The sequence below is a fragment of the Dongia deserti genome (genome assembly GCF_003574735.1).
In the GTDB taxonomy this organism is placed as follows: domain Bacteria; phylum Pseudomonadota; class Alphaproteobacteria; order Dongiales; family Dongiaceae; genus Dongia_A; species Dongia_A deserti.
Genome location: NZ_QORW01000001.1, coordinates 118,597 through 138,000 on the forward strand (window position 1 = coordinate 118,597; position 19,404 = coordinate 138,000).

18 protein-coding genes are annotated in these 19,404 nt (G+C 64.5%); 14 read left to right on the forward strand and 4 right to left on the reverse strand.

Features of this window, described 5'->3' with window-relative positions; all coding sequences use genetic code 11:
- Window positions 1-19 precede the first annotated feature (19 nt).
- The 7 genes from DTX69_RS00610 (at window position 20) to DTX69_RS00635 (ending at window position 7,795) form a co-directional block, all read left to right on the forward strand.
- A complete protein-coding gene (locus DTX69_RS00610; protein ID WP_119299553.1) occupies window positions 20-445 on the forward strand; it encodes a GFA family protein in 426 nt (141 codons plus the stop codon).
- A gap of 76 nt (window positions 446-521) precedes the next feature.
- Window positions 522-1,511: a biotin synthase BioB gene (bioB, locus tag DTX69_RS00615; RefSeq protein ID WP_119299554.1), complete on the forward strand. Its 990-nt coding sequence runs from the start codon at window positions 522-524 to the stop codon at window positions 1,509-1,511.
- Window positions 1,504-2,814: an adenosylmethionine--8-amino-7-oxononanoate transaminase gene (locus DTX69_RS00620; protein ID WP_119299555.1), complete on the forward strand. Its 1,311-nt coding sequence runs from the start codon at window positions 1,504-1,506 to the stop codon at window positions 2,812-2,814. The genes bioB and DTX69_RS00620 overlap by 8 nt, the downstream gene beginning before the upstream one ends.
- A 7-nt stretch (window positions 2,815-2,821) precedes the next feature.
- Window positions 2,822-3,997 (forward strand): 8-amino-7-oxononanoate synthase, encoded by a 1,176-nt coding sequence (gene bioF, locus DTX69_RS00625; RefSeq protein ID WP_119299556.1) that lies wholly within the window; start codon window positions 2,822-2,824, stop codon window positions 3,995-3,997.
- On the forward strand, window positions 3,994-4,596 hold the full coding sequence (locus DTX69_RS29905; protein WP_162916473.1) for an alpha/beta fold hydrolase: 603 nt from the start codon (window positions 3,994-3,996) through the stop codon (window positions 4,594-4,596). The genes bioF and DTX69_RS29905 overlap by 4 nt, the downstream gene beginning before the upstream one ends.
- Window positions 4,593-5,360, forward strand: a complete 768-nt coding sequence (locus DTX69_RS29910) for a methyltransferase domain-containing protein (RefSeq protein ID WP_162916475.1) — start codon at window positions 4,593-4,595, stop codon at window positions 5,358-5,360. Before DTX69_RS29905 ends, DTX69_RS29910 begins: the two co-directional genes overlap by 4 nt.
- An 80-nt stretch (window positions 5,361-5,440) precedes the next feature.
- The gene (locus tag DTX69_RS00635) at window positions 5,441-7,795 is read left to right on the forward strand and encodes a methyl-accepting chemotaxis protein (protein WP_119299558.1); all 2,355 of its coding nucleotides are present in this window, start codon (window positions 5,441-5,443) and stop codon (window positions 7,793-7,795) included.
- Here the strand turns inward: DTX69_RS00635 and DTX69_RS00640 are convergent.
- Window positions 7,770-9,431 (reverse strand): glycosyltransferase family 4 protein, encoded by a 1,662-nt coding sequence (locus DTX69_RS00640; protein ID WP_119299559.1) that lies wholly within the window; start codon window positions 9,429-9,431, stop codon window positions 7,770-7,772. The genes DTX69_RS00635 and DTX69_RS00640 overlap by 26 nt on opposite strands.
- Window positions 9,432-9,607: 176 nt before the next feature.
- Between DTX69_RS00640 and DTX69_RS00645 the strand changes: the two genes are divergently transcribed.
- The 7 genes from DTX69_RS00645 to DTX69_RS00675 all read left to right on the forward strand — a co-directional run bounded on the left by DTX69_RS00645 (window position 9,608) and on the right by DTX69_RS00675 (window position 16,620).
- A complete protein-coding gene (locus DTX69_RS00645; protein ID WP_119299560.1) occupies window positions 9,608-10,168 on the forward strand; it encodes a hypothetical protein in 561 nt (186 codons plus the stop codon).
- A 238-nt stretch (window positions 10,169-10,406) separates the two neighbouring features.
- Window positions 10,407-11,126, forward strand: a complete 720-nt coding sequence (locus tag DTX69_RS00650; protein WP_119299561.1) for a DUF4129 domain-containing protein — start codon at window positions 10,407-10,409, stop codon at window positions 11,124-11,126.
- Window positions 11,123-12,403 carry a hypothetical protein gene (locus DTX69_RS00655; protein WP_119299562.1) on the forward strand — a complete coding sequence of 427 codons (1,281 nt, stop codon included), beginning with the start codon at window positions 11,123-11,125 and terminating at the stop codon, window positions 12,401-12,403. The genes DTX69_RS00650 and DTX69_RS00655 overlap by 4 nt, the downstream gene beginning before the upstream one ends.
- Complete coding sequence (locus tag DTX69_RS00660) at window positions 12,372-13,328, forward strand: AAA family ATPase (protein WP_119299563.1); 957 nt, start codon at window positions 12,372-12,374, stop codon at window positions 13,326-13,328. The genes DTX69_RS00655 and DTX69_RS00660 overlap by 32 nt, the downstream gene beginning before the upstream one ends.
- A complete protein-coding gene (locus DTX69_RS00665; RefSeq protein WP_119299564.1) occupies window positions 13,325-14,638 on the forward strand; it encodes a DUF58 domain-containing protein in 1,314 nt (437 codons plus the stop codon). Before DTX69_RS00660 ends, DTX69_RS00665 begins: the two co-directional genes overlap by 4 nt.
- Window positions 14,639-14,642: 4 nt before the next feature.
- On the forward strand, window positions 14,643-15,662 hold the full coding sequence (locus DTX69_RS00670; protein WP_119299565.1) for a stage II sporulation protein M: 1,020 nt from the start codon (window positions 14,643-14,645) through the stop codon (window positions 15,660-15,662).
- On the forward strand, window positions 15,655-16,620 hold the full coding sequence (locus DTX69_RS00675; RefSeq protein WP_119299566.1) for an RDD family protein: 966 nt from the start codon (window positions 15,655-15,657) through the stop codon (window positions 16,618-16,620). Before DTX69_RS00670 ends, DTX69_RS00675 begins: the two co-directional genes overlap by 8 nt.
- A 9-nt stretch (window positions 16,621-16,629) precedes the next feature.
- Here DTX69_RS00675 and DTX69_RS00680 read toward each other — a convergent pair whose 3' ends face one another.
- The 3 genes from DTX69_RS00680 to DTX69_RS00690 form a co-directional block, all read right to left on the reverse strand.
- Complete coding sequence (locus tag DTX69_RS00680; RefSeq protein WP_162916477.1) at window positions 16,630-17,436, reverse strand: hypothetical protein; 807 nt, start codon at window positions 17,434-17,436, stop codon at window positions 16,630-16,632.
- Between the two features lie 10 nt (window positions 17,437-17,446).
- Entirely contained in the window at window positions 17,447-18,244 is a 798-nt protein-coding gene (locus DTX69_RS00685) for a hypothetical protein (RefSeq protein ID WP_119299568.1), read from the reverse strand.
- Between the two features lie 79 nt (window positions 18,245-18,323).
- Window positions 18,324-19,103, reverse strand: a complete 780-nt coding sequence (locus tag DTX69_RS00690; RefSeq protein ID WP_119299569.1) for a hypothetical protein — start codon at window positions 19,101-19,103, stop codon at window positions 18,324-18,326.
- Window positions 19,104-19,404 lie beyond the last annotated feature (301 nt).

Sequence of the window (19,404 nt, forward strand, 5' to 3'; positions counted from 1 at the left end):
TTCAGCGAGGATGGCTTGCATGAGCAAACCCGTCACCGGCCGCTGTTTCTGTGGCGCCGTGCGATTTGAATTCGACCATGCGCCGATCGCGGTGCGCGCCTGCTGGTGCCGGGACTGCCAGTACCTGGCCACCGGCAATGCCTCGGTCAACGCGATCTTCAGGACCGAGGGTTTCAACGTGACAGGCGAAGTCGGCGAGTATGTCAGCACGGCCGAGAGCGGGAACATCATGCGCCGGCGATTCTGCCCCAGATGCGGGACGCACCTTTTCAGCCAGTCATCGGCCCGGCCCGAACTGATGGTGGTCCGGGTCGGCGCGCTGGATGATCGCGAGGTCGGCGGCCCGCAGAGCGTCATCTGGACGAAATCGGCGCCGAGCTGGGGTTTCGTGGATCGGGACCTGCCGCACAGCGCCGGTCAACCCGCCTCGATCCCCCGCAAATAGGACTATTGCCGGCTTGCTTGACAGGGTGGGACCCCGCCGATAGCGTCCGGCCAAACGCACTCACAGGGAGCATCCGATGGCCGACGCATCCGCACTTCCGGCGGAGATCCGCCACGATTGGTCGGTGGCCGAGGTCGAGCAACTGTTCGCCTTGCCGTTCAACGATCTGATGTTCCGTGCGCAGACCGTCCACCGCGCGCACTTCCCGGCCAACCAGGTGCAATTGTCGACCTTGCTCTCCATCAAGACCGGCGGCTGCCCAGAGGATTGCGCCTATTGCCCGCAAGCGGCGCGCTATGACACGGGCGTCGAGGCGCAGAAGCTGATGCAGGTGGAGACGGTGATCGCGGAGGCCAAGCGCGCCAAGGAAGCCGGCGCCTCGCGCTATTGCATGGGTGCCGCCTGGCGCGAGCCCAAGGACCGCGATCTCGATGCGATCTGCGATATGGTGCAAGGAGTAAAGGCACTGGGGCTCGAGACCTGCATGACGCTCGGCATGCTGACAGAGCCGCAGGCGCAGCGCCTAAAGCAAGCCGGGCTCGACTACTACAACCACAATATCGATACCTCGCCCGAGTACTATGGCGAGATCATCACCACCCGTACTTACCAGGAGCGACTGGATACGCTCGCGCATGTGCGCGACGCTGGCATGAAGGTGTGCTGCGGCGGCATCGTCGGCATGGGCGAAAGCGCGCGCGACCGCGCCGGCATGCTGGTGACCCTCGCCAACCTGCCGCACCATCCGGAGTCGGTGCCGATCAATATGCTGGTGCAGGTGCATGGCACGCCACTCGATGGCACCAATGCACTCGATCCGATCGAGTTCGTGCGCACGATCGCGGTAGCGCGCATCATGATGCCGAAGAGCATGGTGCGCCTGTCGGCCGGCCGCGAGGAGATGAGCGACGAATTGCAGGCGCTCTGCTTTCTGGCCGGCGCCAATTCAATTTTCTGCGGCCCGAAGCTGTTGACGACGCCGAATCCGGGCCGCGACCACGACAGCCAATTGTTCGACCGCCTCGGCATCGAGCCGATGCCGCTCGAAACCCACGCGCATGGCTGAGGCCGCTGCAGGTCGCGCATCCCCTGCTCCCGACTGGCTGACCAGCGGTTTCCCGCATCTCTGGCTGCCTTATGCCCAGATGAAGACGGCGCCGACGCCTATCGCGGTGGTCGGTGCGGATGGGGCGCGGCTGCAGCTGGCGGATGGGCGCGCGCTGATCGATGGCGTGTCGTCCTGGTGGACGGTTTGTCACGGCTATAACCATCCGCACATCCGTGCGGCCGTCGCGACGCAAGTGCAGGCGGTGCCGCATGTGATGCTGGGTGGGCTGGCGACCGAACCGACCTTGCGTCTTGCCAAGCGATTGGCCGATCTGCTGCCCGGCGACCTCGATCACGTGTTCTTCTCCGAATCCGGCTCGGTCTCGGTCGAGATCGCGATGAAGATGGCGGTGCAATACTGGATCAACCATGGGCAGACGGGCCGGCATCGGTTCGTATCGTTCCGCTTCGGGTATCACGGCGACACGCTCGCCGCCATGTCGGTGTGCGATCCAGAGGAAGGCATGCATGGCCTGTTCAAAGGCTATTTGCCGCAGCAGATCATCGCCGACGTGCCGCGCACAAAAGAGCAGCAGTCGGAATTCACGCAGCTCCTGCAAGCGCGTCGCGATGAGGTCGCAGCGGTGATCATCGAGCCGCTCGTGCAGGGTGCCGGTGGCATGAAGTTTCATGAGGCGGAGGTGCTGCGCTTCCTGCGCAAAGCCTGCGATGACGCTGATTGCCTGCTGATCCTGGACGAGATCATGACCGGCTTCGGCCGCATTGGCCCGATGTTCGCCTGCCGGGAGGCGGAGATCGTGCCGGATATCATCACGCTTTCCAAGGCGCTGACCGGAGGCACGCTGCCCCTGGCCGCGACCATCGCGCGCCAGCATGTGTTCGCGGCGTTCCTATCGGATGATCCGTCCAAGGCGCTGATGCATGGCCCGACCTACATGGGCAACGCGATGGCGTGCGCGGCGGCTAATGCCTCGCTCGACCTGTTCGAAAGCGAGCCGCGGCTCCAACAAGTGCGTGCGATCGAGGCGCAATTGCGTGCGGAACTCGAGCCCTGCCGACGCCTGACTGGCGTCGTCGATGTGCGCGTGCGCGGCGCGCTCGGCGTGGTGCAGTTGAACCGCGCCGGCGAAGGAGCGTGGTTCCGGCCGCGCTTCCTGGAAGATGGCGTGTGGATCCGCCCCTTCGGCGACATCGTCTATGTCGCGCCACCCTTCGTCATTTCGAGCGACGAGCTCGCGCGGTTGACACAGGCGATCGTGCGCCACGTTTCGGCCTGGTCGCAGCAGCGCGCGGCCGCCTGATCGCATCATGCCAAGCCGATTGGATGAACTGGCGGAAGCGCGCCTGATGGAACTGGCAGAGGCCGGTCGACTGCGTCGTCTGCGTCCCTATCGGCGCGAGGGTGTACATCTCGTCACAGCGGACGGCACGCGCCTCCTTGACTTTTCCGGCAACGACTATCTGGGCCTGAGCCGCCATCCGCACTTGATCGCACGTGCACGGGAGTGGACGGAGCGCTACGGCGCCGGCGCCAGCGCTTCGCGGCTGGTGACGGGAACCTTTGATGCCTATGTTGCGGTGGAGAAGAAACTCGCTGCCTTCAAGGACGCAGAAGCGGCGCTCGTGTTCAACGCCGGATTCCAGGCCAATGCCACCATCCTGCCGGCCTTGGCGGAACTACTCGGCGAAACCCTGATCTATTCCGACCGCCTCAACCATGCCAGCCTGCATCACGGCATCGCAGCGGCGGGGCTGCGCCAACAACGTTTCCGGCACAATGACCTGGAGCATCTGCGCACATTGCTGACGCGCGACAAGGAGAAGCCAGGCCGGCGCCTGATCGTGACGGAATCGGTGTTCAGCATGGATGGCGACCGCGCGTCGCTTGCCGATCTGATCACGCTCTCGGAGGAGTTCGGTGCGCACCTCTACGTCGACGAGGCCCACGCGACGGGTGTCTTGGGGCCGCAAGGGCGCGGCCTGACTGCCGAGCATCCCGGCCGCATCGACATCGTCATGGGTACAGTGGGCAAGGCGTTGGGCGGCTTCGGCGCCTATGTCGCCGGGTCGCGGAAGCTGATCGACTTCCTCATCAACCGCTGCGCCGGGTTCATCTATTCGACGGCATTGCCGCCGTCAGTGTTCGGCGCGCTCGATGCCGCGTTGGATCTGGTGCCGACGATGGAGCGAGAGCGCATGCGGGTTCGCGATCACGCGGAACGATTCCGTCAGGCGGCGAAGCGCCATAACTTCTCGACCGGTGCATCGGACACGCAGATCGTGCCGCTGCTGATCGGTGGGAACGACGCAACGCTGACGGCGCAGGCGCGCCTGGAGGAGGAGGGCCTGGTCGCCATCGCCATCCGTCCACCAACGGTTCCCGACGGCGAGGCGCGCTTGCGCCTGTCGTTGAGCGCCGCGCATCATGAAACCGATGTCGCGCGCCTGTGCGATGCACTCACTGGTTTGGAGCCGCCGCGTTGATCCTGTTCGTCCACGGCTGGGGCTACGATGCCGGCTTCTGGGATCCGCTGCGCGATGCGCTGCAGGTTCCGAGTGTGGCGCTCGATCTCGGCTATTTCGGCGCCGCGAAGACGGTTATTCCAGACGGCGTAACGCTGCTGGTCGGCCATTCGCTTGGATTCCTATGGCTGGCGCGGGAACAGACGCTGCGCCATCTGCCGCTGATCGGCATCAATGCGTTTCCGCGCTTCCTCGAAGCAGAGGACTACACTCCAGCCATCGCACCGCGCGTGCTGGACCGGATGAAGCGGCGCCTCTCCGTCGATCCGGCGGCTGTGCTCGCCGAGTTCTGGCAACGTGCCGGCGCACCAGGCCCCGCCGCAACGCCCCAGACGGCGGCCCTGGCAGAAGGGCTCGATCACCTCGCCACCTGGAACGCGCGCGAAAATCTCGCGACCCGCGCAAGCTCCCTGCGCTTGATCGCTGGAGAGGAGGATGCCATCGTTGCGCCCGCAATGACCCGCATGGCTTTCAAGGATCTTGCAATCGACTGGCTGCCCGGCGGCCACGCCTTGCCGCAAACCCATCCGGCGAAAGTGGCGAGGCTGATCCGCCCATGAGCGATCGCAAGCAGCAGATTGCGCGGCATTTCGGGGCAGCGGCGCCGACCTACGACCATGCGGCGCGCATCCAGGCACGGATCGCCGAGCAATTCGCCGGCGAGATTGCGGCGCTGACGCAGCCGGCGCGGATCCTTGAATTCGGCTGCGGCACCGGCAATCTGACGCTCGCGCTGACATCACGGTTCCCGAATGCCCATCTGATCGCGACCGACCTGACGCCGCCGATGACGGCATTGTGCCGCAAGCGGCTGGGCACTTCGCCGCGCCTCTCGTACGCCGCGATGGATGCCGAGCTGCCGGCCTCTGCGCCAGCGCAATTCGATCTGGTCGGCGGCAGCCTGGCCGCGCAATGGTTCGCCAAGCCGGCGCATGCCTTTGCCGCCCTCGGCACGCTGTTGCGGCCGGGCGGCGTGCTAGCCCTGACGACCCTCGGCTCCGATACGTTCCAGGAATGGCGCGCTGCGGCCGCGATGCTGGGCCTCGATGCGGCGATCCCCGCCTATCCATCGCTGGCGGAGCTGGACTGGCAAAGGCCGCGGGGCTTCCTCGTGGAGACCGCGCACGAGCAAAGGCTGTGGGACGAGCACCCCTCGGCGCTCGATTTCCTTCAATCGTTGCGCAGGATCGGCGCCGACCTGCCGGCCGACGATGCGCGCCCACTTTCGCCTGGTGCATTGCGGCGCATCCTGCGCCAGGTCGATGCGAAGGGGCACGTCAACGCAACCTATCACGTGCTGACGGTGCTCTGGCGCAAGAGCTAGGCGTCGGCACGTCCGACCAGTATCGTTAAGAATCCGGAAAGAACTGGCATCCAAGATGACGCCCTTCATCGGGGGCGTTCATGCTTGGCAATCTCAGCCTAAAAACCAAGATCATTCTGTCCGTGTTCCTGGCTTCCGCCACGACGGCGTCGGTCGTGACCGCTTTGGTGCTGTGGTTCGCGGTCGAGGACGCACAGAAATCCGCCAAGGCGTTCGTGTTCGAGACGGCGGAACGCAATGCACAGCAAATCACTATCCAGCTCGAGCGCGCCATGACGGAAGCGCGAGGGATCGGCAGCGCATTGGTGGGCCTCAAATCGGCCGGCAATTTCGACCGCAAGCACTACACGAGTCTGGTGAAAGGCGCCCTGGAAGCCGATGCAAGCCTGTTCGGCACGTGGACGGGTTGGGAACCGAAGGCGCTCGACGGCAATGACGATGCTTTCGTCGGCAAGCCGGGGCATGACGACACCGGTCGCTTCATCCCCTATTGGTTCCGCCAGGATGGCAAGCCTGTGCTCGAGCCACTGAAGGACTATGCGGTCGAGGGCAACGGCGACTACTACCAGATTCCGTTCAAGACCGGGCAACAGGCGGTGCTCGAGCCCTACTCCTACCGCGCCGGCGACCGCGACGTCCTGATGACATCGCTGGCCGTGCCGCTGTTTCACAAGGACAAGATCGTCGGTGTTGCGGGTGTCGACCTTGAGTTGACCGGGTTGCAGACGATCGTTGCCGGGATCAAGCCGTTCGAGACCGGCTTCGGCACGCTGATCTCAAACGGCGGCACCTACGCCGCGCATCCGGATTCCGCCCTGTTGACGAAGGGATTGGCCGATGTCGGCGATCTCGACGCGGTCAAGCGTGCGATTGCCGCCGGCAAAACCTATTCGACCATCGAATCATCGGCACGGGTGGGCGGCGAGGCGTTCAAGGTCTACGTGCCGATCCACATCGGCAGCGCACCGACGCCGTGGGCGCTCGAAGTGGTCGCGCCCATGGACAAGGTGATGGCGCCGGTCAACGCCCTGATGTGGAATTGCGTGCTGGCTTCGCTCAGCGTACTCGCCGTCAGCGTGCTGGGCGCCTGGATGGTCGGCAGCTCCATCGGCAAGCCGATCCGGAGAGCAACGGAGACCCTGGCGAGACTCGCGCAGGGCGATACCGACATCGCTATTCCGAACACGGCGCGCAAGGACGAGATTGGCACCCTGCGCAAAGCCATGAGCGATCTGAAGCAGGCTGTCGCCAATGCCGCTAGGCTGGGCCAGATCGTCGAGGATCTGCCGCTGCCGGTCGCGGCGGTCGATCCGATGACAGGCTACAGAATCGGCTATGTCAACGCGGCCGCACGCGCGCTGCTGGACAAGCTCGCGCCCACCATCGGGTTCGGCGGCAACGATGCTGTCGGCAAGCGCAGTGCCGTTCTGTTCGGTGATACGGCGGAATTGAAGGCGGTGCTCGATGATTCCTCGCGACTGCCGGCTACTGGCCTCGCGCATGTGGGCGCCGAGGCGCTGCGAATCAGCCTGTCCCCCGTCAAGAACCGGTCCGGCGAAATCATCGATGCCGTGATGAGCCTGGACGTGGTGACGCAACAGGAACAGCTGGCCAGGGATTTCGAGGCCCAGGTGAAAGCCTTGGTGGAGACGGTCGCCAAGTCCTCCAGCGACGTGGAAAGCAGTGCGCAAACCATGGCGAGCACGGCCAGCGAAACGGAATCGCGAGCCAATGCGGCGGCGGATGCCGCCGCCCATGCCAGCGGCAACGTCCAGGCGGTGGCGGCCGCCAGCGAAGAACTGTCCCTGTCCATCGCGGAGATCGGCAAGCAGATCGAGCAATCGGCCGTCATCGCGCAGCGTGCGGTCGAAGAGGCCAAATCGACCGACGCGACGGTCCAGGGCCTCGCCCAGGCCGCGGAGCGAATCGGCGACGTGGTGCGGCTGATCAACGAGATCGCCAGTCAAACCAACCTGCTGGCGCTCAATGCCACCATCGAAGCGGCCCGCGCCGGCGATGCCGGCAAGGGATTCGCGGTAGTCGCATCGGAAGTGAAGAACTTGGCAACACAGACCGGCAAGGCGACGGAAGAGATCGCCGAGCAGATCGCCGGCATCCAGCAAACCACCGGCAGTGCGGTTTCGGCCATCCGATCGATCGGCGCCACGGTCGACGAGGTCAGCGCGATCGTCGCGGCGATTTCCGCGGCGGTGGTGCAGCAGAGCGCGGCAACGCAGGAGATCGCCCGCAATGTCCAGGCGGCCTCGGTCGGGACCGGGGACGTGTCGCAGAACATCGGCGCCGCTGCGCACTCCGCCTCGCAATCCGGCGACGTGGCCGACAGCCTGAAGGCGACGGCCCAAGCGTTGGGCGAGAAGATGGGCGATCTGCGCCGGCAGGTCGATCAGTTCATGACGCAGATCCGCGCGGCCTGACGCGGATCAGGCCGATCTTCGCCAGGAAGGCGGCGTTGCGCAGCAGCAGCGCGCGATCCGCGTCGTTCAGGCCCGCACCGATGGCAGCCAGATCGGTCCCGCTCTGCTCCATCACCTTGCGCAGCACATGCTCGCACAGATCGAGCCGCAGGCGGTGCTTGGCGAAGCTGAACAGATGATGATCGACAATTGTGGTGAGATTGCCGGGGAAGTCGCCGCGCTCCAGCCGGTGTTGCAATGACAACGTCTCGCTCGGGTAATCGGCGAACAAGGTGAAGGGATCGGCGCGGGCGGGCCAGTGGATCGCGCCCAGTGCCGGCGCGAACTCCGTCGCCGCGGCACGGCGCGCTGCCAGCTCGGCCCAGAGTTCCTGATAGCGCGCGATCACATGGCGCCAATCGAACGTCCCTTGCGCTGTCTTGCGCGCCGCTGCTCCGAGCTTGGCGCATAGATCGGGATTGTTGATCAGCGTGACATACGCCTCTGCCGTCGCATCGATATCGACGGCAATGAACTGGCTGGCATAACCGCAATAGCGGTCATAGGTGTCGATGCCGATCGCATGGGCATCGGCCAGGTCCACGCCCAGCCCTGGCGGCGGTGCCAGCGTCGGCACGCGGATGCCATGCTCGCCATGCTGCACGGTGTCGCGATAGCCATCCCAATCGGTCACCACGCTGGGCAGGCCCGCCGCCATCGCCTCGATCGGCGTCAGGCCGAAAGTCTCCTGGATATTGTCAGAGAGCGAGGTGAAGATGTCCGCTGCTTGCCAGATCGCGAAACGCACCTCGGGCTTGCGCGCATCCAGGAAATGTGCGGTGACGCTGGGGCAGAAGTCCCTGGCGCCGTCGCGGAAGGCAGTCTCGATGAAGTCATTGGCAAACCAGCCGGCCTGGACCAGGTGCAGGCGCTTGGCCGTGCGCTGGGCCGCGCGCTCCAGGGCCAGATACATGGGATAGGGATGCGCCTTGGCATGAAAGCTGAGGCGACCGACGAACAGGAAGACAACGTCGTCGGGCCCGATGCCAAGCGCGTCCCGCTGCGTCGCGCGTATGGCGGGGTCCATTGCGAAGCGCGCGCAGTCGACGCCGAGGGGAATGATCGGCAATTGAGGGCGGGGGACTCGCTGCGCCCCCAGGCGGCCCTTCAGATACGCCGCCTGCTCATCCATCAGGGCTTCGACCATGGTCCGGACGGTCTTCGCGGTGCAGATGAGCGCATCCCATTCCTGGACGGGTGCTACGGCAAACTCGGCGATCATATCCATCGCGCCTGAGGATGCCGTAGTATGGGTGATACCGGTCAGGCTATAGGCGCGCTGGTCGCGCCCGCGCCGGCGCCAGGCATGATCATGCAGGCTGGGATCCGGGATATAGAGCGCGCCGGGCTTGGCCAGGCCGGTTGGGTTGGCCCAAGGAATCCACTCGACCGGCGTCGCGCCGACGCTGCGCGCCAGGCCGGCGAATTGTTCCGCCGCCTTGCGCTCCGAGGCATAGCAATAGAAGCGCTCGACCCCGGCGTGGCGCAGAAAGGCGTCCAGGAACCCCTCGCCCGCCGCCATCCGGCCCATGAGCTTCGGGCCGGTCGTGTCGTAGCCGGCAGGGACGTAATGAATGGCGGCGTTGGCTGGCGGCATCGGTACTCCCAAATCTGGGGCTGGAGACTAGCACACGCCCCGCAAAATGCGCGCCGTGCTCACGGTGCCTGCAGGTCACATTCGCCTCGAATTTTCCGATCATCCGCACGCTTAAGGGCTTCTTAGCATTCCCGCGGCAAACAATCCCCTGTTTGGGGAAACACCCGGTTCACGTCATGACAAGCCGACGCCCGCTCTTTTATCGCAAGGAAAAACCGCGCTCCATCTCGAAGACCGGCCTGCTGCTCTGCCTCCTGCTCGCAGGCGGCGTCATGCTGGTGCCAGTCGGCGGCCATGTCGTACAGGCAGCCAAGGTGAAGCTGCGTGATTACGCCTTGCGCTCCGGTCTGATCGATTTCAGTGATTGCGTCGTGACTCCCGAACACGCGCTCGCCTGCAGCAGCAACGCTGCGGGTACCCCCTTGCCGGTCGCGCTGCGACAAATCGAAGACAGTCGCGCAGATGCCGCAGCAGCGAGGGAACAGCGCCTGAAAGCCGAGCGCAAGGTGCGCGAGCTCGTGATGGACGTGGAACGGTTGACCGCACAGCTGAGGCGCGCCGAGCTCGCCGCCGGCGCCGGCAGCCCTTTCTCATCGCTCAAAGGAGACGTCAGGCCGACGGGGTTCGCGGTCACCAATCCGAGCACCGGCAGCATGATGAACACCGTCACCGGGCCGCAACCCGAGGCGGCACAACAGGCTGATCCAGCCTTCTCGCCACCGGCAGAAGAAGATTAAGCGCGCCAGGTCTCGACGCGCACCGTCGGGCCAACCTATCAGCGTCGCCGTCGACTTGGCTCTGCGCGCGCCGCTTTGCAAGCGGCTCCTGCCGCCCTTGGCCGTGTTCCCGCACCGTGCTAGGGTTTGGTTCCTGCGGCGTCACGGCCCAGGGTCCAATGGGCTGGATATGTAGACGTCTGTGATTGGGGGCAGCAGGGCAAGATTGGTTGCAGCCGGGGGACCCGGCCTTTGTGTCATGGTCCTCACGACGATCCTGCATGCCTCACCGGCGGCGCTGGCCGATGAAGCGGACCTCCAGCAGATCCGAAGCCAGGCGGAACGAGCTCTCGAAGGCGGCGAAATTCAGCGAGATGCGCCCCTGGCGGAGCGTGTACGCCAGCAATCGGAGAGCATTGCCAAGGACCCGACATTGCAACACGAACCGCCTCAACCCGGTGATCCGCCGGACGAGGCTCGGTTCAGTATGCCGATTCCAGGCGACATCGTTCTCTATCTGCTGCTGACTGTCCTCGCTGTCGCGCTCTGCATCGTGCTCTACCACCTCTATCGCACGTATGCTTCGGGCCGGCGCCTTACCGCGCGGGACTTGAACCAGCCGCTTGAGCTCGGCAGCCGGCCGATCGCGCGCGCCGTGGACGAGCGGTTGCCGGACCTGGATGAGATCGAGCGGCTGGCCGTGGCCGGCGCTTATGCCGAAGCGGTCCACCTGATGCTGCTGCGCGCGCTCGAAGCGCTGCGCCGTCGGCTTGGCACGAGCTGGGCGAAGTCGATGACCAGCCGGGAGATCGCGCGCCGTTCCGAACTCCCGGCAACGGACCGCCAAGCGTTGAAGATGCTGGTTGGCGCAGTCGAGATCAGCCGTTTCGGTGGCCGGAGCGCCAACGAACAGATCTATCGCGCCTGCCTCGATCAGTACCGCCTGATCGGAAGCGAGCGCGGGATGGCCCGGACATGAGCAGCCCAAGCGACGCGCGCGAAGGCCGGCCAGGCGAGCTCTTCTCGCCGCGCACGCTCATGCTGGTCATTGCGATCGGGATCGCCGCCTTTGCCGGCATGCTCTATCTACAGCTGTTCGCCGATCCGGACGATCCGGACTTCCAGGTCGGCGCCACCACCTATTCCAGCTCCGCGATCGGCCACAAGGCACTCCTGGAAACGCTGCGCCGCATCGATGTGCCGGTTATCGTCAGCCGCTTTCGCTCCGGCGAAAAGGCCGGCAGCGGCAGCCTCCTCGTGCTGGCGGAGCCGGACGACAACGCGATCGCGAAGGCGCTCCTCGGCGGGTTCGGCAATGTCCCTCGGGGTCTGCTCGTCCTCCCGAAGTGGGAGGGGCGCCGGGATCTCTCGAAGCCCCGCTGGGTACGCAAGATGGATCCCGTTTCGATCGAGTCCGTCGAGCGCGTGCTCGACCACGCGCAGATTGATGCGCTGATCAAGCGGATCCAGGGCACGTTCACAATCGAAATGCCGGAGTTCGGCGGCCGGATCGAGCTGACCGATCCACAGGTCCTCATCGATACACGCGGCCTGAGGCCGATCGTCTCCTTGAAGGGCGGCGTTCTGATCGGCGAAGTGCGGCTTGGGTCCGGCCGGCAATGGGTGCTGTCGGATCCGGATCTCATTTCCAATCACGGGATCGATGAAGCAGACAACGTCATTGTGGCTGTCTCCATGATCGAGAAGCTGCGGCCCAGCAGCGGCGTTGTGATCTTCGACGAGACCATCCACGGATTCGAGCAGCGGCCGAACTTGCTGAAGACCGCCTTCGAGTTGCCTTTCAGCATCGTCACCTTGTCCAGCGCGGTCGCGATCCTGCTGGCGATCTGGGGCGGCATGATGCGCTTCGGCCGACCGGAACCAGGCCAGCGCGCGCTGCAGCCCGGCAAGGTCACGCTGATCCGCACGACGGCCGACCTGTTGCGGCACGCGAGCCGCAGGAGCGGCACCGTTGAGCTGGTGCTCACACGCTATCTGCGCGCTCAGATCGCCGACATGGTTGCGCGGCTGAACGGGCCGCGGGGCCTCAGCGAAAGCCGCCAGATCGCCTGGCTCGACGATCTCGCCAACGCGCGGCGGCTGCGATCGCAACTGCACCCGATCGCCGCCGCCATCGATTCCGCGACGCGCGCCGGTTCAACCGAGCCCGGACGGGCCATGCGCCTGGCCGCCGACTTGCACGCATGGAAGCAGGAGTTTTTGTATGGACTTGCAAAAGGTTCAAGCGATCGCTGAGCAGCTGAGGGAACAGGTGCACAAGGCGATCGTCGGACAGGACGAAGCGCTGGATCTGCTGCTGGTCAGCTTGTTTGCCGAAGGGCACGTGCTGCTGGAAGGCGTGCCCGGCACCGCCAAAACATTGCTCGTGCGCGCCTTCGCGGCGGCCATGTCGCTGGATTTCGGCCGCATCCAGTTCACGCCCGATCTGATGCCGGGCGACGTGATCGGCACCAATCTCTTCAACTTCCAGTCCAATACGTTCCAGCTGGTGAAAGGGCCGATCTTCACCGAAGTCCTGCTCGCCGACGAGATCAATCGCACCCCGCCCAAGACGCAAGCGGCCTTGTTGCAGGCCATGCAGGAGCGGCAGGTCACGATCGACAACAGCACCCATGACCTGGGCGCCGGCTTCATCGTGATCGCGACCCAGAACCCGATCGAGCAACAGGGCACCTATCCGCTGCCGGAAGCGCAGCTCGACCGCTTCCTGTTCAAGCACGTCCTGGGATACCCCGAGCGCAGCGAAGAGATTGACATCGTTTCAAGGCACGGCCATCGCGGCATCATGCCGAGGCTCGACGAGCTCGGCATCACCGCCATCGTCGATCTCTCCGGCATCGTGGCGTGCCGGCAGACGACGGCCAGCATCCGAGTGTCTCAGGAGATCGTGGCATATGTCGTCGATCTGGTGCGAGCGACCCGCGACCACCCGTCCCTGCAGTTCGGGGCCTCGCCGCGCGCCGCCAACATGCTGGCGACGGCAGCCAGGGCATATGCCGCGATCGAGGGACGCGATTATGTGATCCCCGATGACGTCAAGTTCCTGGCTGTTCCCTGCCTGCGCCACCGCCTGGTACTGGCGCCCGGCGCGGAGATCGAAGGGCAGACCGTGGAGCAGGTCATCGCACAGATCATCGACCAGGTGCCGGCTCCCCGATGATACAGCCCAGCCGCCGCGCAATCGTACTGGTCGCAGCCGCGGCCCCGCTGTCGCTGGCGATCGCGGCGCTGGATGCGGAGCTCTGGCCCGTCGGTCTCGGCTACCTGATGTTCGTGCTGGCCCTGATGGCGGTTGATGGCGCCCGGGCTCTGCCGCCCAGGCGCTTATCGGTCTCTGTGCGGCCCGTCGACAGCCTCTTCATCGGCGAGCCCGCCAGCCTCGACGTGGCCGTGGCGACCGATTGGCCGACCCCTCCGCAGGATGTGGAAGCGCGGGTCGATATCGCACCGGTCGTGGATGCGCCACCGCTCTCCCGCGCGGCGCTGTCGCCGGAGACTCCGGTCAGCTTTCAGATGCCGCTGCGCCCGTTGCGGCGCGGGCTGGCGGAGATCGAAGCCCTGTGGCTGCGCTGGCGCGGCAGCTATGGCTTGGTGGAACGGCGCTATCGCATGCCAATGGGGGTCAAGATCCGCATCCTCCCCTCCATCCGCGCCGCCCGCGGCGCCGCCCTGCACTTCACGGCGATCGATTCGATGCTGGGCGTCAAGGCGCAGCGGGAGCTTGGCACCGGTTCCGAATTCGACGCCTTGCGCGATTACATTCCCGGCCTGGACCGCCGCACCATCGACTGGAAGCACTCGGCGCGCCACTACCGGCTGGTGAGCAAGGAGTTCCGCACCGAGCGCAACCACCAGATCGTACTCGCGTTCGATACCGGCCATCTGATGCAGGAACCCCTGTCTGGAATCCCCAAGCTGGATCACGCCATCAACGCCGGGCTGCTGTTGTCCTATGTCTCGCTCAAGGCCGGTGATCGCGTCGGACTGATGGCGTTCGATGCGCAGGTCGATCGCTACCTGGAGCCGGTGGGCGGCGTGCAGACCTTTGCGCGCCTGCGCCGGCAGGTGGCGGAGATCGAATATTCCGCGGTCGAGACCAACTTCACCCTCGCGCTGACCGATCTGATGAGCCGTCTCAACCGCCGGTCGCTCATCGTCATCATGACCGAGTTCGTCGACACCGTGACGGCGGAGCTGATGGTGGAGAATGTGGCACGGTTGGCGCACCGGCACCTGGTGCTGTTCGTCACCTTGAAGGATCCGCAGATCGAGTCGATGATCGACCAGCACCCCCGTGCATTCCGCGACGTTGCGGAATCGGTTGCGGCCGAGGATATGCGGCGTGACCGGCTGGTGGTTCTGGAACGGCTGCGGCGCCTGGGCGTGCAGTGCCTGGAAGCGCCGCACGAGCGCTTCGGGACCGACCTATTGAACCGCTATCTCGACATTAAGCGGCGGGAGCTGATTTGACGCGATGAAGCGCACCATCCTCAAGAGCAGCCAGTTCCGCAAGGAACGCGAGGCGAGCTGGCGCGAACTGGACTCGCTGGTGGGACGGATGGAGAAGAGATCCACCGCCGCGCTGGAGCCCTCGGAACTGATGCGCCTACCGACGCTGTATCGCGCGGCCTTGTCGTCCTTGAGCGTCGCGCGCGCCATCTCGCTCGATCGCAGCCTGCTCGCTTATCTCGAGAACCTGGCGAACCGCGCCTATTTCCAGATCTATGGCCCGCGCGCCGGCCTGGGCGAGGTGCTGGCAGGATTCTTCGCACGCTCCTGGCCGAATGCGGTTCGCGCGACCGGCCGCCCGGCCCTGCTCAGCATCGCCGTCACGATCCTGAGCGCGCTGGCCGGATATTGGCTGACCATGGCGGACATGGAATGGTACTACACCCTGATGCCGGAGGATCTGGCAGCGGGACGTTCGCCGGCGTCTTCTACCGAATCGCTGCGCGCCGTACTCTATGACGGCGACGACGCCGACGGCGGGGCGCTCTCGGCCTTCTCGTCCTTTCTATTCGTGCACAATTCACGTATCGCGCTCCTGTGTTTCGCGCTCGGGATCGCGCTCGGTGTCCCGACCCTGCTGCTGCTCGTGAGCAACGGTCTGATGCTCGGATCGTTCTTCGCGCTCTATGCTAGCCGCGGGCTGGGTTTCGAGCTCGGCGGCTGGCTGATCATCCATGGCGGCACGGAGCTGCTGGCGGTCGCCTTGTGCGGCGGCGCCGGCCTTGCGCTGGCCGACGCCTTCCTGTTTCCGGGCCAGAAGACCCGGCTCCAGAGCCTGGCCGAGCGTGGTCGGCTGGCCGGCTTAGTCGCGCTGGGCGCCGTCTTCATGCTGGCGATCGCCGGCATCCTGGAAGGAATCGGGCGCCAGGTGATCACCGATGATCTTATGCGCTACACGATCGGCATCGGTATGCTGGTCCTCTGGTCGTTCTATTTCCTGACTGGAGATCGCAGCTCACCGCAGGACGGATCGTCTCATGACTGATGCGCGGCTCTATGCGGCGACATCGCAGCTGACCAGAGGCCCGCTCGAGCGGGCCGAAAGCGGACGGCGCCAAGCCGCGATTCTCACGCCGGAGGGCGTGGAACTCAGGGTCGAGCTGGCGGAGCGTGGCGAGCGTGCTGGCGCCTTCCTGATCGACGCGCTTATCATCGTCGCGGCGGTGATCGCGCTGGTGTTCTTGACCTTGTATCTCATGACCGCGCTGGAGGGCTACGCGCTCGCCGCCGGGCTGGTGGTCTTCTTCTTCATCCGCACGTTCTACTTTGCATTCTTCGAGCTGTTGTGGCGGGGGCGGACGCCCGGCAAGCGCCTCATCGGCTTGCGCGTCATCGACCGCGCGGGCGGACCGCTGCGGCCCAGCTCCATCGTCGTGCGTAACCTCCTGCGCGAGATCGAGGTGTTCCTGCCGCTGTCGGTGATGATGATGCCGGAGACGGTCGGCAATGCGGCCTGGATCCGCCTGTTCATGACGATCTGGATCGGCATCTTCGCGCTGATGCCGCTGTTCAACCGGCAGGGCCTGCGTGTGGGCGACATGGTGGCGGGAACGCTGGTGGTCGCCTCACCCAAGGCGGCGCTGCTGCCCGATCTCGTGGAGAAGGCAGTCTCTCCCGCCAGCATCCGCAGAATGCAACCGGCATCGGTCGACCAGCGGTTCACGTTCACACCACAGCAGCTGGAGCATTACGGCATCTATGAGCTGCAAACGCTGGAAGCCGTACTCCGGCGGGACGATGTGCATGCCAGCCAAACACGGCGCGAGATCGCCGAACGCATCCGCAAGAAGATCGGCTGGACCGAGGAGCAAGCCGGCTGGGACCTCCGCTATGACGGCCTGGTGACCGAGTTTCTGCAGGCCTTCTACGTCGCCCAGCGCGCGCACCTCGAGCACAAGATGCTCTTTGGCAAGCGCCGCAGGGACAAGCACGACAAGGTGTAGTTGATCCCCTCAGTCGAACACGTGCGCAACGTGCTCCGGATCTGGGCCGTCGCGTTCGATGCGGAGTAGCCGATAGACGACGGCAGGCATGATGGTGGCAGCGATCAGAAGAACGGTCGCCCAGGCCCACCAGACAATGTAGAACGTCCAACCCGGATGCTGGGTATCGTACGCGTTCGCCATCACAACTACAGTGGTGCCGCCGAGATAAATCACCCAAAACATGACATTGAGCACCAGAATTCGCCAAATCTGCGGCACGATCTGGCGGACGCTGCGGACGGCGCTGCTCCAGATCGACCTTCCCTCCCCCAGAAGGATTGGAAAGTAGAGATACGTGACCGTGCTGACGGTCAAGACATTGACGGCAACTATGACGTAATCCGTGATCGTGATCGTGATTTCCCCGTCTTCGGCAACGGATGCAAAAAACGCGGCGACCGGCCAGTGGGCTAGTGTGTTTATGATCAAGCTTGCGCACACAGCCTTTGGAAGCGATATCCAGAGACCACGGGACAGGCCAGTGGTGTCGCGGGTGTGCCCGCCGCCCGTTCCGAGAACCGCCATCGTGATCGGGACGATCGCGAACGTGTAGACGGCAGCGGAAAACCACACGTCGGAAAGGAACGACCAAGGGGAATCGTAGGAGTTGCCGTCCTCTGTCAATTTGTCCTGGATGGTAGAGAACATCGAGGCAAACATAGCGATGAGCAGAAATCGCCAGCGACGTGCAACAAAGGCATGCCACGACAGGGCCAGCACCCGACCGATCGTGAACCGTTCGGTCCAATCTGATAGCGCAGGGCTCAGCGACACGCGGCATGCCTCAATCAAACACCCTGGCGATGTCGTCGATGCCGATGCCTTCCTTTTCCACGCGCAGGAGACAATAGACCACCGCCGGCAGGATCGCGCCGACCACGGAATAGAGCGCGAGAAACGGTATCATGAGGACAAGCGCCAGGATCGGGGCGCTCGCCGCTGCCACGGCGATGCCGCCGAACAGCACGATTGACATGCCGATTATGGCAACGGCATAGACCAGGAGCAGTCCGAGAATGCTCCAGCGCCGGCCCTTGCTGAGGTTGGCAGCGCGGCCGAAGCCTGCGAGGAACCGCACGTCCTCGACCACCAGAACCGGCACGACAACGAACCAAGTGACGAAAATGAAGACGAGGAAAACGGCCGCTGCAATGCCCGCGATGACCCCGATGGATTCGTTCGCGATATAGACAAACACTACGGGCAGGATCGCTACGATCGCCATGACCCCGATCGCTAGTGCAGCACCCATGACGCGCCCGACCCGCCTGAAACCGCGCGACATCGTGGTGGACGTGTCGACGCGAGTGCCGCGTAAATCCTGGAAGGTGGCATAGGTCACCGGGGCAGTGATGAGCCCGTAGCTGAGGATGTTCAGGAATCCGCTGCCGCTCCCCTCGCCGCCCGACGCATCTCCGCTCAGGATGTATTCGATCACGCTTTGGATGGCGGTCACGATGATGGCGATGATCATCATCGCGACGAAATTGCGCCCGAGCACGGCGAGCGTCATGGACAAGCTGCGTCCGATCGAGAACCGCGGGCCCTCTGGCGCGATCATCGCTGATGCCAGATCCGTCATGAGTTCCCCCTGATGTCAGTGTCGGTCGAAGAGAGCAACGGCGCGCATTGCGCCGATCGCTCTCCCCCTCCGCTGCCGCTTAGTCGAAGATGCGGGCGATTTCGTTCACGTCGACGCCTTCTTTTTCCGCCCGCAGGTAATAGTAGCTCACCGCAACCAGAACGGCGCTGAAAGCGGTCACCAGGGATATGAAGACGTATTGAATGATGGTGTAAGCGGTGCCGCCACTGGCGACGATGCCGGAGACGGTTTCAACGATGAAGCCTACCGCCATGTAGATGATAAGGATGATGATCGCCAGGCTCAGTATGTGCCAGCGTCGGCCGCGCGTCAGTTCGCGGCTGCGGCCGAAGGCCTCGATGATGCCCTTGCGATCCACCACGATGGCCGGGATGTAGACCCACCACATCAAGATCAGGATGATCCCCGGCACGATCAGCAGAGCCAACCCAATGCTGACGCCCAGCGATAACAGGATGCTGCCGACGATCACTGGTATGACCGATGCCAGCCCGCGCGCGACGCAGTCGCCGATGCTGGCCTTCTGTCCCCGGAGATCCTGGAACGTGCCGTAGATGATCGCGGCCTGGGTCAGGCTGCTGACGATCATGGTGACCAATGCACCGACACCAATAGCCGTCCAGTTGGGCTGCAGCATTGTCGGATCGATCTGTGACGGCCCCGACAGAGTGGCGGCGAGCAGCGCAGGATCAAAATAGAACAGGCTGAACAGCAGATCGATCAGGCCGATCAGCAGCGCCAGAATGCCGAAGCTGACGATATTGCGCGCCAACACGCCGAAACTGTCCCCGATCACGCGCCCGATCGAGAACTGCACCGCACCCGGTTCCGCAGCCATGTTTTCCCCCAATTGTCTCCGGGGCCTCTTTCCCCACCCCGGGTCGCGCGATGATGCCAGAGGACGCTAGGACAGACAACCCAGCTTTGGACCCCGGCGGGACCGACTCACAGGTACTTCTTGCGATGGTTGCCTTGCTGTCACGGAATAGGCTTCAGCTGCCTTGCCAAACTGCCGATCCTTCATAGGCCATTCGGGTGATTGGCGTGAGGCGAACGAACGACTAAATCAGCCTGGTAATACGTTCGCCTCAAGCTACGAGAGAGCTCGACAGTGGCAGGCACGACGTCAGATCGCCCCA

Coding starts and splice junctions, on each gene's coding strand:
- bioB (WP_119299554.1), top strand. CDS start 522: ATGGCCGACGCATCCGCACTTCCGGCGGAGATCCGCCACGATTGGTCG.
- DTX69_RS00610 (WP_119299553.1), top strand. CDS start 20: ATGAGCAAACCCGTCACCGGCCGCTGTTTCTGTGGCGCCGTGCGATTT.
- DTX69_RS00635 (WP_119299558.1), top strand. CDS start 5,441: ATGCTTGGCAATCTCAGCCTAAAAACCAAGATCATTCTGTCCGTGTTC.
- bioF (WP_119299556.1), top strand. CDS start 2,822: ATGCCAAGCCGATTGGATGAACTGGCGGAAGCGCGCCTGATGGAACTG.
- DTX69_RS29910 (WP_162916475.1), top strand. CDS start 4,593: ATGAGCGATCGCAAGCAGCAGATTGCGCGGCATTTCGGGGCAGCGGCG.
- DTX69_RS00650 (WP_119299561.1), top strand. CDS start 10,407: ATGGTCCTCACGACGATCCTGCATGCCTCACCGGCGGCGCTGGCCGAT.
- DTX69_RS00660 (WP_119299563.1), top strand. CDS start 12,372: ATGGACTTGCAAAAGGTTCAAGCGATCGCTGAGCAGCTGAGGGAACAG.
- DTX69_RS00640 (WP_119299559.1), bottom strand. CDS start 9,431: ATGCCGCCAGCCAACGCCGCCATTCATTACGTCCCTGCCGGCTACGAC.
- DTX69_RS00655 (WP_119299562.1), top strand. CDS start 11,123: ATGAGCAGCCCAAGCGACGCGCGCGAAGGCCGGCCAGGCGAGCTCTTC.
- DTX69_RS00690 (WP_119299569.1), bottom strand. CDS start 19,103: ATGGCTGCGGAACCGGGTGCGGTGCAGTTCTCGATCGGGCGCGTGATC.
- DTX69_RS00675 (WP_119299566.1), top strand. CDS start 15,655: ATGACTGATGCGCGGCTCTATGCGGCGACATCGCAGCTGACCAGAGGC.
- DTX69_RS00685 (WP_119299568.1), bottom strand. CDS start 18,244: ATGACGGATCTGGCATCAGCGATGATCGCGCCAGAGGGCCCGCGGTTC.
- DTX69_RS00620 (WP_119299555.1), top strand. CDS start 1,504: ATGGCTGAGGCCGCTGCAGGTCGCGCATCCCCTGCTCCCGACTGGCTG.
- DTX69_RS00665 (WP_119299564.1), top strand. CDS start 13,325: ATGATACAGCCCAGCCGCCGCGCAATCGTACTGGTCGCAGCCGCGGCC.
- DTX69_RS00670 (WP_119299565.1), top strand. CDS start 14,643: ATGAAGCGCACCATCCTCAAGAGCAGCCAGTTCCGCAAGGAACGCGAG.
- DTX69_RS00645 (WP_119299560.1), top strand. CDS start 9,608: ATGACAAGCCGACGCCCGCTCTTTTATCGCAAGGAAAAACCGCGCTCC.